This window comes from Micromonospora sp. NPDC057141, assembly GCF_042670805.1.
Lineage (GTDB): Bacteria > Actinomycetota > Actinomycetes > Mycobacteriales > Micromonosporaceae > Micromonospora.
In genome coordinates, this window is record NZ_JBHUVA010000001.1 from 187321 (window position 1) to 201202 (window position 13882).

Here is a 13882-nt window from a genome sequence, read left to right on the forward strand (position 1 = left end):
CGGTGCCGGCGGGCGCGTCGCGCAGGGCGCGCCCGCCGGGCGTCCTCGTCAGCCGCGCTTGATCTCCGCGACGCCCTCGTCGTACGGCTTGGCGATCGCGTCGAGCACCTGGTCGGGAGACTTGGACTGGTTGATCAGGCCCTGGAAGCCGGAGACCAGCACGTCGTAGTAGCCCGGGACCGGCCAGTCCGGGTAGAAGGCCAGGCCGTCGGTGGTGCTGATCGCGTTGAAGTTCTCGATCAGCTTCCTGTCCTTCGGGTCGGCGATCTTGGACGGGTCGCCGGCCACCGGGACGCCGCCGTTGTTGCCGATCAGGGCCTGGATCTCCGGGCGCATGGTGATGTCGATGAAGTCGTACGCCAGGTCCTTGGCCTTGCTGGTCGCCGGGACCACCCAGATGTTGCCGGACGAGCCGGCGTGCAGCTTGTTGCCGGGGAACAGGAAGCTGTCCCAGTTGGCCTTCATCTCGGCCTTGAACCGGCCGTACCACCAGCTCCCGGAGACGATCATCGGGGTCTTGCCGGCGATGAACGCGGTGCCCATGTCCTCGGCCTTGGCGCTGGCGGTGTTCTTGCCGACGTAGCCCTTCTTCACCCACTCGGCGAACGTGTCCGCGCCGTACTTGAGCGGGTCGGCCTTGAAGTCCACCGGGTTCTTGTAGAGCTGGTAGTTGTCGACGAACGCCCGGTCGGCCCTGGCGAGCGCGAGCTGGTAGAACAGCTGCCCGGCCGGGTACTCGGCACCGGCGGTGCCCAGCGGGGTGATGCCCTTGGCGACGAAGGTGTCCATCGCGGCGGTCAGCTCGTCGAGCGTCGTCGGGACCTTGACGCCGTTGCGGTCGAACAGGTCCTTGTTGTAGTAGACCATCACGTACTCGCCGTAGTTCGGCACGCCGTACCAGTTGCCGGAGCCCATCACGCCCTTGTCGTCGTACTTGGCGGTGGTCTGCAGGCTGGGGCTGAGCGCCTTGTCCCAGCCGCGCTCGGTCGCCTCGGCCGTGAGGTCGGTGAGCAGACCCTGCTTGGACAGCAGGCCGGCGGTGGCGTTGCCCTTGTTGTACTCCATCACGTCCGGGCCCTCGGACGAGTTGATGATCATCCCGGCGTTCTGCTGGATCTGTTCGAACGCCTTGCGCTCGAAGCGCACCTCGACGCCGGGGTGCTCCTGCTTGAAGACCTCGATCGCCTTGTCCCACGCCACGCCCATGGCGCTGGTCTCGCCCTCGTAGTGCCAGAGCTTGAGCACCTTGGCGCCGCTGGCGCCGGTGTCGGCGTCGTCACCGCAGGCGGTCAGGGCCGCCGTCGCGGCGACGGCCAGGGTCACCGCCGCGACGACTGTGCGGAATCGTTGCATTACCATTCTCCTCGTGAGTATCGAGCCGGTACTCCTCTAGGCCCGTCGTCGCGTGGCAGCGCGGCGGCGGGCTGTGTTCCTGCTCGTCGTCCCCGACGCCTCCGGGTCGGCCGGGTCGGCCTCGCCGTTGGCGTCCCCCGTCGGACGACCGGGAGGCCCGCTGGATCCGCGGACCTCCAACGTGCACGGCAGCAGTTGCTGGTGGATCGGGGCGCTGTCCTGCTCCAGGTGGCGCAGCAGCGCCTCGACCGCGATGCGGCCCAGCGCCGAGCCGGGCGACGTCATCGCGGTCAGCGCGGGGGTGGCCAGCTCGGCGACCTGCGGCGAGGTGACCATCGAGACGACGGAGACGTCGTCGGGCACGGTGAGGCCCCGGCCGGCCAGCCCGCCGAGGATGCCGAAGACGGCCCGCTCGTTCATGGCGAGGACGGCGGTCAGGTCGGGGGCCCGGTCGAAGGCCGTGTCCAGGGCCGCCCGCCCGCCGGCCGCGCTGTCCTCGGTGGGGATCATCAGCGGCTCGACGTCGTGCTCGGCCATCGCCGCGGCGAACGCGTCGCGGGTGCGCAGCGCCGGGCCGTACCCCTCGGCGATGGTCGCGGCCGAGTGGTTGACGTAGACGATCCGCCGGTGGCCGAGGCCGACGAGGTGCGCGACGGCGTCGCGTACGGTGCGGTCGAAGTCGATGTCGACGTACGACAGGTCGGTGGTGTCGCCGGTGCGGCCGATGAGCACCAGCGGCACGCCCGCCTCCCGCAACACGGCCACCCGCTCGTCGTCGAGTTGCACCTCCATCAGCAGCGCGCCGTCGAGCATGCGTTGGCTGGCCAACCGGCGCAGGCCGTCGAGGTCGTCGGCGTCGACGGGGGAGAGCACCAGGTGGTAGCCCGCCGTGCTGGCCGCCGAGGCGGCGCCGGTGACGAAGGCCGTCTCGGTGGCGCCCAGGCCGCGATCGTCCATCGGCAGGAGCAGGCCGAGGATGCGGCTGCGCCGGCTGGCCAGCCCCCGGGCCATCGCGTGCGGCTGGTAGTCCAGCTCCGCCATCGCGGCACGGACCTTGTCGCGGGTGGCCTGGGAAATGGGCCGCGCGCCGGTCAGCACGTACGACACGGTGCTGACGGAGACCCGCGCGAGCCGGGCGACGTCGTGCATCGTGGCCATCGCGCACCTCCCTCACACCGGCTGCCGGACGGGCTCTCGACCTGCGTCGAAACGCCTGGTCGAAGCGCTTAGTCGAAGCGTTTCGACAGACCGTAGGGCACGTGTTACGAGGGCGTCAATAGCCGATGACGAAAATGGGTCGCCGGGCCGCCCCGCCCCCGGCGCGGGTCGGCCCGGCGACGGGCGGGGCCTCTAGACCTCGATGTTGAACCTGCGCAGCACCGACGGCGCGACCAGGCCCACCGTCGCGAGCAGGGAGAGCGCGGTCAGCACGCCGCGCAGCACGACCACCTCGGTCTTGCTGCCGGTGCGCAGGGCGATGCTGTTCGGCAGGCCGACCATCATCCACATCCGGCGCTTGATCGGGATCGGCCAGAGGATCGGCACCCCGGCCCGGGTGATCATGTCGCCGAGGATGTGCACGAAGCAGCCCACCCCGACGGCCAGACCGATCAGCGGGTACCCCCGGTCGCCGGGGAGGTTGGCGAACGTGAACCAGGCGGCGGCGGCCGAGGCCAGGGTCACGATCACCCAGCCCGCGCGTTCCGCCCAGCGGTCGAACAGCCCGCGCAGGGCCAGCCCGAACATGAAGAACAGGATGCCGACCACCGCCCACTTGCCGTACGCGGCGCAGAGCGCGGTGGTGCCCCAGCCGACCAGCACGGTGAACGGGATCGTGTGGGTCAGGGTGCGGTGGCCGTTGTTGCGGCGCGGATCCTTGCTCAGTTTGGTCGCGTAGTAGACGCCGAGGGATATCTTCTCCATCACCTCGGCGACGAAGAGGCTGACCACCCCGAACGTGCGCGCCACCGTGGCCCCGCCCTGGTTGCGGGTCACCTTGCCGGACAGGTCGAGGTCGGGAAAGAGCGCCCCGCCGGCGCAGACCGCGGTGCCGACGGCGAGGGCCAGCGGCGACTGTTGGTAGTCGGCGAACTGGTCGAGCGCCCAGGAGCCGGTCAGCCACACCGCCGCGCCCGACAGCGCGTGGGACGGTCCCATCATGACGCCTCGCCCTCCCCAGGGATCTTGATCCACAAACTAGGCCACTCTGGCAGAGTCGCCGCCGGGGAGCAATCACCTGGACGGTCCACAACGGATGGTGTCGCGAGGCGGTCAGCGCCGTTGTGGCGGGCACCGCCTCGACCGTCCGGGTCGGCTCAGGCCGCGCCGCCGGCCCGGAAGCTGGACCGCATCGTCTCCCGCTCGGTCGCGCCGGCGTCCCATTCCACATCGGGGCCGCTCCAGGCCAGCGACCACGAGCGGGTGCCGGCCGGGATCAGCTGTAGCCCGTGCAGTCGCGCCCCCATCGGCGCGTCCCAGGTGCACTCCCACTCCGCCCCGCGGTCGGCCACCTCCGCCAGCCGGATCTTCGCGTACCGGGGGAGTGCGCCCGCAGCCCTCGCCCGGCGCTCGTTGGCACGCAGCTGCCCCAGCGGGGCGGCGTCGGGGTCGCCCGTCGGGGAGACGGTGAGAATCCGCCGGGCGGACAGGTCCTGGAAGCAGACGGCGGTGCCGTCCCGGTACTGCCGCCAGCCGGGTGGCACGGCGAGCCGGAACCCGGCCGGGTCGGCATACCAGGACCAGCCCGGCGGAGGGCGCAGCGGTTCGTTCGGGGCCGGCGGGACCGTCGGGGGCGGTTCGCCGAACGGGTAGGGCCGCAGGCAGGGAAAGGGCGGGGGTGCGACACCCGCGCGCAGCGGCGGCACCATCGGTCCGTCCGCCGAAGGGCTCGGCGCTGCCTCCGCCGTGGCCGGGGGTGCCACCTGGCGGCCGGTGTGGGGGCTGAACAGCACGAACGCGACGATGTGCGCGGCCACCAGCACGACCGCCACCGCCGCCACGACCAGCGGCAAGCGCCGCCTGGCCGACATGCCGGCGTCCGGCAGCCCGGCCGACACGATGGCGTCCGCCGGCCCGGCCAGCATGATGGCGCCCGGAGGGTCGGCCAGCACCGTGGGGTCCGGGACGGCGGCGTTCGGGGCTCCTGCCGGTGTCGGCTCCTTTCGTGCCGGCCTTTTTCGCGTCGGCCCGTCCCGGCCCGGCGGCCCGGCCGTCCAGCCCGGCACGACCAGCCGGTCCGCGTCGGCGGGCCCGGCCGGGCCCGCCGGCCCGATCGCGTCCGGCGGAACCACCGTGGCCGGCGAGGCGACCGTGACGGGCGAGGGGTCGGCGCCCGGGGCGGCGGCCCTGGCCAGGCGGCGCTGCGTCTCGTCGTGGTCGATCCGGTGCCGCGGGTCCCGGCGCAGCAGGCCCGCCAGGACCGGCCGCAGCGGCCCGGCGTGCGGCGCCGGGTCCGGCGGCCGGGTGGCCAGGGCGCTCAGCGTCGCCATCGCGGTGCTGCGGGCGTACGGGGACCTGCCCTCGACCGCCGCGTGCAGGGTCGCGCCGAGCGACCACAGGTCGGCCTCCACGCTGGAGATCCCCTCGGCGGCCCGCTCCGGGGCGACGAACTGCGGGGAGCCGAGCACCAGCCCCGGCCGGGTCGTCACCCCGTCCCCGCCGTCGAAGACCGCGAGCCCGAAGTCGGTGAGCATCACCCGCCCGTCGTGGGCGACGAGCACGTTGGCGGGCTTGACGTCGCGGTGCAGCACGCCGGCGTGGTGCGCGGCGCGCAGCGCGGCCAGCAGCGCCAGCCCGATCGCGGCGGCCCGCCGCGGCGGCAGCGGCCCGGACGTGTCCAGGATGTTCTGCAACGACCGGGACGGCACGTACTCCATGATCAACCATGGGTCGTCGTCGACCGGCACCACGTCGTAGACCCGGACCACGTTGGGGTGGTTGAGCCGCGCCGTCGTGCGCGCCTCCCGCAGCGTACGCAGGCGCAGCTCGTCGAGCTCGTCGCCGGCCAGCACGGCCGGCGGGACGACCTGCTTGACCGCGACGTCGCGGTGCAGCATCTCGTCCCTGGCACGCCACACCCGGCCCATGCCGCCGCGACCCACGAGGTCGAGCAGGCGGTACCGGCCGCCGATCACTACCTGCTGCACCGCTCTCCTCACCGCTGGCGGACGTACACCATAGCCAGCGGATCGGCAGGGACCAATCAGACGACAGGTCGGTAACCCGTCAGCAGGCCGCGTGCCCGGCCGCCAGCAGGTTCCCCTCCGGGATGGCGATCCGGGGCCGCCCCGCGCCCAGCCGGCTCGCGGCCCGGCGGGCCTGGAACGAGCCGTGCTCGCGGCGGGCCGTCGCGTAGCTGCTCGCGGTGTGGGCGGCGATGGTCGCCCAGCCGTACCGCTCGCTGACCATCGTCCGGGCCCGGCGGGCCACCCGGCGGGCGAAGACCTCGTCGCCGATGAGCAGGTCCACCGCCCCTGCCAGCGCGTCCGGGTCGCTGTGCGGGAACGTCACTCCGGTGACCCCGGGCTCGACGATCTCGGCGAGCCCGCCCGTCGAGGCGACCGCCAGGGGCGCGCCGGCCGCGGCGGCCTCCAGGGCGACCATGCCGAACGGCTCGTAGAGGCTCGGCACGACGGTGGCGTCGGTGGCGGCCAGCATGGCCGGGAGCTGGGTGGAGTCCAGGAAGCCGGCGAAGCGCACCGTGTCGCCCAGGTGCAGCCGGTGCGCCTGGTCCACCAGCTCCTGCCGGTACGGGCCGTCGCCGGCGATCACCACCCGCAGCCCCGGGTGCCGCTCGCGCAGGTACGGCACGGCGTGCATCAGGTGCTGCACGCCCTTCTCGTAGACCAGCCGGCCCGCGTACCCGACCAGGGGGCCGTCGCCGGCGAACCGGGCCCGCGCCGAGGCGACCGCCCGGGGGCGGGCCCGCCAGACCCGGTCGTCCACCCCGTTGGCCACCACGTCCACCCGGGCGGCCGGCACCTCGAACAGTCGGCTGATCTGGTCGCGCATGTACCCGGAGCAGGCGATCACCCGGGTCGACTCGGCGCTGATCCAGTGCTCGACGCCGTGGATGGTGCGGTTCATCTCCTCTGGCAGCCAGCCCTGGTGCCGCCCAGCCTCCGTGGCGTGGATCGTGGTCACCAGCGGCAGGTCCAGGTGCTCGGCGAGGGTGATCGCGGTGTGCGCGACGAGCCAGTCGTGGGCGTGGATGACGTCGTAGGTGCCGGATTCGGTGGCGCGTAGGGCGGCGCGGGTGAGGGTGTGGTTGAAGGCCATGGTCCAGGCGAGGAGGCTGCCGGTGGACAGGGGGAAGGTGACGGGGTCCTCGGCGGCGCGCAGGATGCGGACGCCGTCGGCGTACTCCTCCAGGGGTGCGCCCTCGGTGTGGCGGGTGACGACGGTGACCTCGTGGCCGGCGGCGGCGAGGGCGACGGAGAGGGCGTGTACGTGGCGGCCGAGGCCGCCGACGAGCACCGGCGGATACTCCCAGGAGAGGATGAGCACCCGCTGGTGCCGGGCGGGGTTGATGTCGATCACTTCGGCGTCAGGTGACATGCGGCCCCCTTGGAGTTGTCTCCGGCGCGCGCGCCGGCCGCACCCGCAGACCGGATGCCGCCGACGCGCCCTGGATCGGGGCCCATCCTGCCCCCGGCCGGATAACCAGCGGAGACGTCACCGTTGCCGGGATGTAAAGCGCTACCGGCGGACCCGAAGGCGCTACCGGCGGACCCGGCGGGCGCGCAGCACCTCCGCCACCGACCACGCCTGGAACGGGCAGCCCGTCGCGTCGTGCGGGGCCGCCCCGTCGGCCGTCTCGCTGACCGACCCCAGCCCGTGCTCGGTGAGGTGGGCCGCCACGCCGACGAACAGGTCGTCCACCGGCAGCTTCGCCCGGCGGGCCGCGTCGACGTACGGCCCGAGCAGCCACGGCCACACCGTGCCCTGGTGGTAGGCGCCGTCCCGCTCGGCCGGCCCGCCCTGGTGCCGGCCGACGTAGCCGGGCTGGTCGGGGGCGAGGCTGCGCGGGCCCAGCGGGGTGAGCAGCCCGGCGGCGACCCGGCGCAGGGTCGGCTCGTCCGGCTCCAGCGGCGCGTACGGCAGCGACCAGGCCAGCAGCTGGTTGGGGCGCAGCAGGTCGTCGTCGTGGAACGGGGTGCCGCCCAGCGGGTACGCCGGCGCGGGCGCGTCCACCACGTCGTGCAGCCAGCCGACCGGGGACGGGAACCGCGCGGCGAACGACGCGGTGGCCCGGGCGTGCAGCCGCCACAGGTCGGCGGCGTCGCCCCCGGCCAGCTCGGTCAGCTCGGCCAGCCCCGCGAGCCCGTTGACCCACAGCGCGTTGACCTCCACCGGCTTGCCCGTGCGCGGGGTGACCGGCACCCCGTACACCCGGGCGTCCATCCAGGTCAGCGCCGTGCCCGGGGTGCCGCCCTGGGTGACCAGGCCGTCGGCCGGGTCGACGGCGATGCCGTACCGGGTGCCGGCCAGGTACGCGTCGACGATCCCGCGCAGCGCCGGCAGCAGCTCGTCGCCGAGGTCGGTGTCCCCGGTGACGGTGACGTGCCGGCTCACCGCGTGCAGGAACCACAGCGCCGCGTCGACCGTGTTGTACTCCACCCGCCCCGTGTCGGCCGTGTTGGCGAGCATCCCCTCCGACAGCGTCGCCGCGTACGCCCGCAGCAGCTCCCGGCCCTCGTCGGCCCGGTTCGCGCAGAGGAACAGCCCCTCGTACGAGGTCATGGTGTCCCGCGACCACGCGCCGAACCACGGGTAGCCGGCGACCACGTCCGGGCCGGCGGCGGTGCGCACGACGAACGCGTCGGCGGCCAGCGCGAGGGTGGCCTCCACCGCGTCCGCCGGCGTGGCCCGCGCCACCACCTGCCGGTTGCGCCGCCGGGCTGCCGCGACGATCTCCTCCGCCGGGGGCGGCGCGGCGGCCAGGTCACCCGCCCAGGCCAGCACCGACACCGTGTCGCCGGGGCGCTCCAGCGCGCCGGAGAACCGCCCGGCGTGCCAGACGTCGTCGTCCGGGTGCAGGCCCCGGGCCGCCTCCTCGCGGTGGTGGACCCCGATCCACCACTGCCCCTCGGGGGTCCAGTCCGGCCCGGCGAGGCGGAACCCGCCCTCCACCACCGCGCCGCCGTCCACCGGCTCGACCCGGGGCGCGGGACCGTCGGCGCGCCGCTCGCCGTGCGCGTCGCGCCAGGTGCAGGCCGCCGACAGGTCGAGCCGGACCGGGCCGCCGGAGACGAGCCGGTGCACCACGGCCACGCACGGGCGCCCGTACGCCATGGCCAGCTCGCGCTCGATCACCACGTCGCCGATGCGCCACCGCCAGCGCGGCAGCCCGTCGGTCAGGTCGAAGCGCTCCAGCAGCTCGAAGCCGCGCGGGTCGACGTCGCCGGAGGACCACTCGTGCGCGCCGAGGCGCAGCCGCGCCCCGGAGGGGAGGGTGACCGCCGGATCGAGACTGACCAGTCCCATGTTGCGGGACGCCGGGGTCTGGCCGGCGACCACCAGCAACCCGTGGTAGCGGCGCGTGCGCAGCCCGCTCACGGTGCCCATGGCGTACCCACCCAGGCCGTCCGGCACCAGCCACTCCCTGGTGGCCCCGCCCGTCAGCTCCCCGCACACCTGCGGACCGAAACGAATGTCGATCAACTTTCCTCCAGCAGCGGCGAGGTGTAACACGCCACGACGAGAATGGCCGCTGTGGTGATGTACCCCGGCGGCACCGAAGATAGGCACGTGATCACCGACGTGCCCTCCTCCTCCACGCCCGCATCCGACGCCGAACGGCTCCGGCTCGCCCAGGCCGACTCGGGGGAGCAGGACTGGCGCGCATGGGGTCCCTATCTGTCCGAGCGGGCGTGGGGGACGGTACGGGAGGACTACAGCGAGCACGGCACGGCGTGGGACTACTTCCCCCACGACCACGCGCGGTCCAGAGCCTACCGGTGGAGCGAGGACGGCATGGCGGGCGTCTGCGACGACCGGCAGACGTTCTGCTTCGCCCTCGCCCTGTGGAACGGCCGCGACCCGATCCTCAAGGAGCGGATGTTCGGCCTCGGCGGCGACGGCGGCAACCACGGCGAGGACGCCAAGGAATACTGGTGGTACCTGGACTCCACGCCCACCCACTCCTGGATGCGCTGGCGCTACCACTATCCGCAGGCCGCCTTCCCGTACGACGAGTTGGTCGCCGTCAACGCGCTGCGCGGCCGCGACGACACCGAGTACGAGCTGGTCGACACGGGGATCTTCGACGACGACCGGTACTGGGCGGTCACCGTCGACTACGCCAAGGCGTCCCCGACGGACATGTGCGTCGTGGTGACCGTCGCCAACCGGGGCGACACCGACGAGCGGCTGCACGTGCTGCCGTCGCTGTGGTTCCGCAACACGTGGGCGTGGGGCCTGCCCGGCGGGGACCGGGTGCCCCGGCTGGTCGGTTCCGCCGCCGGAGCTGGCGTCGGCGCCCGGCTCGTCGGCGAGCACTGGGTGCTCGGCCAGATCCTGCTGGAGGGCGACGGCGACCCGGTGCCGCTGCTCTGCGACAACGACACCAACGCCGAGCGGCTCTGGGGGCTGCCCAGCCGCTCGCCGTACCCGAAGGACGGGATCAACGACCACGTGGTGAACGGCGCGGCCACCGTCAACCCCGACCGGGAGGGGACCAAGGGGGCGCTGCACTACGTGCTCGACGTGCCGGCCGGCGGGCACCGGCAGATCCGGCTGCGGCTGACCCGCACCGCGCCGCCACCCGGCGGGACGACGCCGCCGGCCGCCGACCTGGCCGCCGGCTTCGACACGGTGGTGTGGGCGCGGCGGGCCGAGGCGAACCGGTTCTTCGACGGTGTCATCCCGGCCGCCGCCACCGCCGACGAGGCCCTCGTCGCCCGGCAGGCCATCGCCGGGCTGATGTGGGGCAAGCAGTTCTACCACTTCGACGTGAAGCGGTGGCTGGAGGGCGACCCCGGCTCCACGCCGCCGGTCGGCCGCCGGCACGGGCGCAACAGCCACTGGTGGCACATGACCAGCTTCGACGTGATCTCCATGCCCGACCCGTGGGAATATCCCTGGTACGCGGCCTGGGACCTGGCCTTCCACTGCGTCAGCATCGCCCGCGTCGACCCGGGCTTCGCCAAGTCGCAGGTGCTGCTCCTGCTGCGCGAGTGGTACCTGCACCCCAACGGGCAGATCCCGGCGTACGAGTGGGCGTTCGGCGACGTGAACCCGCCCGTGCACGCCTGGGCCGCGCTGAGGGTCTTCGAGATCGACGGCTCCCGCGACCACGAGTTCCTGGCCCGGGTCATGCACAAGCTGCTGCTCAACTTCACCTGGTGGGTCAACCGCAAGGACACCGGCGGCAACAACGTCTTCGAGGGCGGCTTCCTCGGGCTGGACAACGTCGGCCCGTTCGACCGCTCGGCGGCGCTGCCGGTGGCCGGGACGCTGGAGCAGTCCGACGGCACCGGCTGGATGGCCATGTACGCGCTCAACCTGCTCGACATCGCCATCGTGCTCGCCGAGCAGGACCGGACCTGGGTCGACACCGCCACCAAGTTCTTCGAGCACTTCGCCTACATCGCCGCCGCCGCGTACGACCAGGGGCTCTGGGACGACGAGGACGCGTTCTTCTACGACGTGCTGCGGCTGGCCGACGGCAGCCAGGTGCCGCTGAAGGTCCGTTCGGTGGTGGGGCTGCTGCCGCTGGCGGCCACCACCCGGCTCACCGCGCGTACGCTGCGCCGGCTGCCCGAGCTGGGGGCCCGGCTGCGCTGGTTCCTCACCCACCGCCCCGAGTACGCCGACGTGATCGGCGCCCGCCGCATCGGCCCGGACGGCCGCCAGCAGCGGCTGCTGACCATGGTCGGCCCGGAGAAGGTGGTCCGGCTGCTGGCCCGGATGCTCGACACCGACGAGTTCCTCTCCGAGTACGGCCTGCGCACGCTCAGCCGTGCCCACCTGGACAAGCCGTTCGCCGTCACCCTCGGCGGCCAGGAGTTCAGCGTCGGCTACGAGCCGGCCGAGTCGACCAGCGGCCTGTTCGGCGGCAACTCCAACTGGCGCGGGCCGATCTGGATGCCGACCAACTTCCTGCTGATCAGCGCGCTGCGCGACTACGCGGCGTTCTTCGGCGACGACCTACAGGTCGAGTATCCGACCCGCTCCGGGGTGAAGCGCACCCTCGACGAGATCGCCGACGACCTCTCCACCCGGCTGATCTCGCTGTTCACCCGGGACGACTGGGGACGGCGGCCCATCTACGGCGCCGCCCAGCTCTTCCAGACCCACCCCGACTGGCGGGACCTGATCAGCTTCCCGGAGTACTTCCACGGCGACAACGGCGCGGGGCTCGGCGCATGGCACCAGACGGGCTGGACGGCCCTGGTCGCGGACCTGATCCTCACCCTGCGCCGGGGCGCGGGCCCGGGGTGAATCGGCGTGCCCGCCCGCGCCGCCCGCAGTACGGTGTCCCGAGCCACACGGGAGGGAGAGGCATGCAGCAGGGCACGCCGGGCCGGCGGGACGCGCAGGTGCTGGTCTTCGACGCCGACGACACGCTGTGGGAGAACAACGTCGTCTTCGAACGGGTCATCGACGACTTCCTCGCCTGGCTGGACCATCCGACGCTGGACCGGGCGCAGATCCGGGCCATCCTCGACGACATCGAGCGGGCCAACGCGGTCGCCCACGGCTACGGCAGCAAGGTCTTTCTGCGCAGCCTGGGCGACTGCCTGGAGCGGCTGCGCGAGCGGCCCGCCTCCGCCGCGGAGCGCCGGGAGATCGAGGCCCTGGCCGAGGCGCTGGTCAACCACCAGGTCGAGTTGATGCCCGGGGTGGCCGCGACGCTCGACGCGCTGGCCGAGCGGCACCGGCTGCTGCTGCTCACCAAGGGCGACCGGGAGGAGCAGCAGCGCAAGCTCGACGCCTCCGGGCTGCTGCACCACTTCCACGCCGCGCACGTCGTGCGGGAGAAGAACGTCGACACCTACCGGTGGCTCACCGGGGAACACGGCTTCGACCCGGGTGCCGCCTGGATGATCGGCAACTCCCCGAAGTCGGACATCCTGCCGGCGCGGGCCGCCGGCATGTGGGCGGTGTTCATCCCGAACGAGAACACCTGGGTGCTGGAGCACGACGACCTCGACCCGACCGACGAGGGCGTGCTGCGGCTGGCCGCGTTCGGAGACCTGCTCCGCCACTTCTGACGTACCCGTCCGCTTGGCGGGCCCGCCGGACGCACCCGCTCCCGATCGGGAACAGCGTCGGTGCGGCGGCCCGTGTTACGCCCGCCTGCCCGATTTCGGCCCTGTCGCCATTCGCCGCCGTGGGCGGCCGGGGCGGCTTGTTCCGCCCGCGCCGCGCTGCCTAACCTGACCCGGCGTTCGCGGCTCCTCGGGGTGGGTCGGGAACGCGCCGAAGTCCGGCGGTGGCGCACCGTGGAGCTGAGTGCAGGCGGGCCGCATCGCCGCCGGTGGGCCCGGCGTGGGCGGCTTTTCCCGTCCGCGCGCCCACCGGCGGCGATCCGCTGTCACACCGGACGGCTGGCGGGTCAGGACCGGGGAGTTGCGGACCCGGTCCTGACCCGTGCCGGCATGTTCGCGGTACGGCGAGCGCCGGTCAGGAGACCTCGCCCCGGACGATGGCCACCGCCACCCGGCAGAACTCGTCCATGTCCGGCTGGAAGCCGGCCGCGATGTCCGGGTGCAGCCCGGACCGCGTCTCGTCCAGCAGCCGCTGGCAGACCTGCTCGACCGGTTCGCCCGCGTAGCTCGACCGGACCCGCACCGTGGCCGCCTGGAGGGCCGAGGTCAGCTGGTCCTCCAGCGGGCCCCGCAGCTTGCGCTGCACGGGGTCGAGCCCGCTCGGGTCGAGCGTGACATGTGGCTCCGACATCGGCGCTCCCTTCGTCGGCGTCCGCGGTACCCCGCCGCGGACGTCGGTCAAACCACGGCCGGCACGGCGGCCACCCGCACCCGGTAGGAGAACTCCTCCGCCGGTTCCTCCAGGTAGGACAGCCGGCGGATCTGCCGGTCGTCGATGTAGAGGGCGACGTCGGCGAGGACCCCGAGGTGGGTCAGGCCGATGGTGGCGACCCTCTTCTTGTCCTGCAGCACCGCGCAGACTCCGCCGAGCAGGGTGCTGGCGTCGGAGGTGCGGTGCCCCGGCGGACAGCGCAGGGTCACCTCCACCTCCACCGGCCCGCCCAGCGGGGTCCAGCCGGTGCGCTGGGCCGCCGAGCAGGCTGCCAGGAGCAGGGCCCGGACCCTCGTCGCCTGCCGGTGGCCAGCGGCGAAGATGGACAGGGCTTCGGTCTTCACCGGGGGCAGGCCGCTCACCTCGAACGTCAGGGCGAGAGCGCGGGTGTCCTGCACGACGGCACCTCCTCGTCGTCAACGATCCTGCCCAACCGGTGGACCGGCAGCGGGGGGTTCGCTCGATTACCCACCGTTCGGGCAGGCAGGGATCGGCCGGAGGCGTATCGACTTCGACGGCGACGCGCTGGCAGCTGAGTCGGGGG

10 protein-coding genes are annotated in these 13882 nt (G+C 73.3%); 2 read left to right on the top strand and 8 right to left on the bottom strand.

Annotated features, from left to right (window positions below):
• Positions 1 to 48 precede the first annotated feature (48 nt).
• The 6 genes from ACFT41_RS00820 to ACFT41_RS00845 all read right to left on the bottom strand — a co-directional run bounded on the left by ACFT41_RS00820 (position 49) and on the right by ACFT41_RS00845 (position 9015).
• Complete coding sequence (locus ACFT41_RS00820; protein ID WP_377589998.1) at positions 49 to 1353, bottom strand: ABC transporter substrate-binding protein; 1305 nt, start codon at positions 1351 to 1353, stop codon at positions 49 to 51.
• Between the two features lie 36 nt (positions 1354 to 1389).
• Positions 1390 to 2511 carry a LacI family DNA-binding transcriptional regulator gene (locus tag ACFT41_RS00825; RefSeq protein WP_377589999.1) on the bottom strand — a complete coding sequence of 374 codons (1122 nt, stop codon included), beginning with the start codon at positions 2509 to 2511 and terminating at the stop codon, positions 1390 to 1392.
• Positions 2512 to 2703: 192 nt separating this feature from the next.
• On the bottom strand, positions 2704 to 3513 hold the full coding sequence (locus tag ACFT41_RS00830) for a metal-dependent hydrolase (RefSeq protein ID WP_377584765.1): 810 nt from the start codon (positions 3511 to 3513) through the stop codon (positions 2704 to 2706).
• A 155-nt stretch (positions 3514 to 3668) separates the two neighbouring features.
• Positions 3669 to 5498, bottom strand: coding sequence for a protein kinase (locus ACFT41_RS00835; RefSeq protein WP_377584767.1), 1830 nt, complete (start codon positions 5496 to 5498; stop codon positions 3669 to 3671).
• 79 nt (positions 5499 to 5577) lie between these two features.
• The gene (locus tag ACFT41_RS00840; protein WP_377584770.1) at positions 5578 to 6909 is read right to left on the bottom strand and encodes a glycosyltransferase family 4 protein; all 1332 of its coding nucleotides are present in this window, start codon (positions 6907 to 6909) and stop codon (positions 5578 to 5580) included.
• Between the two features lie 162 nt (positions 6910 to 7071).
• Positions 7072 to 9015 carry an amylo-alpha-1,6-glucosidase gene (locus ACFT41_RS00845; protein WP_377584773.1) on the bottom strand — a complete coding sequence of 648 codons (1944 nt, stop codon included), beginning with the start codon at positions 9013 to 9015 and terminating at the stop codon, positions 7072 to 7074.
• 42 nt (positions 9016 to 9057) lie between these two features.
• Here ACFT41_RS00845 and ACFT41_RS00850 point away from each other — a divergent pair, with 42 nt between their 5' ends.
• Positions 9058 to 11796, top strand: a complete 2739-nt coding sequence (locus ACFT41_RS00850; protein WP_377584776.1) for a glucosidase — start codon at positions 9058 to 9060, stop codon at positions 11794 to 11796.
• A gap of 62 nt (positions 11797 to 11858) precedes the next feature.
• Positions 11859 to 12569 carry an HAD family hydrolase gene (locus tag ACFT41_RS00855; RefSeq protein ID WP_377584779.1) on the top strand — a complete coding sequence of 237 codons (711 nt, stop codon included), beginning with the start codon at positions 11859 to 11861 and terminating at the stop codon, positions 12567 to 12569.
• Positions 12570 to 12981: 412 nt separating this feature from the next.
• On the opposite strand, the gene ACFT41_RS00860 is transcribed toward ACFT41_RS00855, so the two are convergent.
• Positions 12982 to 13257, bottom strand: a complete 276-nt coding sequence (locus ACFT41_RS00860) for a hypothetical protein (RefSeq protein ID WP_377584781.1) — start codon at positions 13255 to 13257, stop codon at positions 12982 to 12984.
• A gap of 47 nt (positions 13258 to 13304) precedes the next feature.
• Complete coding sequence (locus tag ACFT41_RS00865; protein ID WP_377584784.1) at positions 13305 to 13736, bottom strand: hypothetical protein; 432 nt, start codon at positions 13734 to 13736, stop codon at positions 13305 to 13307.
• Between the last annotated feature and the right edge of the window lie 146 nt (positions 13737 to 13882).

Bases quoted from the DNA above. Each gene is read 5' to 3' on its own strand.
- ACFT41_RS00825 (WP_377589999.1), bottom strand. From the start codon at position 2,511: ATGGCCACGATGCACGACGTCGCCCGGCTCGCGCGGGTCTCCGTCAGC.
- ACFT41_RS00855 (WP_377584779.1), top strand. From the start codon at position 11,859: ATGCAGCAGGGCACGCCGGGCCGGCGGGACGCGCAGGTGCTGGTCTTC.
- ACFT41_RS00850 (WP_377584776.1), top strand. From the start codon at position 9,058: ATGGCCGCTGTGGTGATGTACCCCGGCGGCACCGAAGATAGGCACGTG.
- ACFT41_RS00820 (WP_377589998.1), bottom strand. From the start codon at position 1,353: ATGCAACGATTCCGCACAGTCGTCGCGGCGGTGACCCTGGCCGTCGCC.
- ACFT41_RS00830 (WP_377584765.1), bottom strand. From the start codon at position 3,513: ATGATGGGACCGTCCCACGCGCTGTCGGGCGCGGCGGTGTGGCTGACC.
- ACFT41_RS00840 (WP_377584770.1), bottom strand. From the start codon at position 6,909: ATGTCACCTGACGCCGAAGTGATCGACATCAACCCCGCCCGGCACCAG.
- ACFT41_RS00860 (WP_377584781.1), bottom strand. From the start codon at position 13,257: ATGTCGGAGCCACATGTCACGCTCGACCCGAGCGGGCTCGACCCCGTG.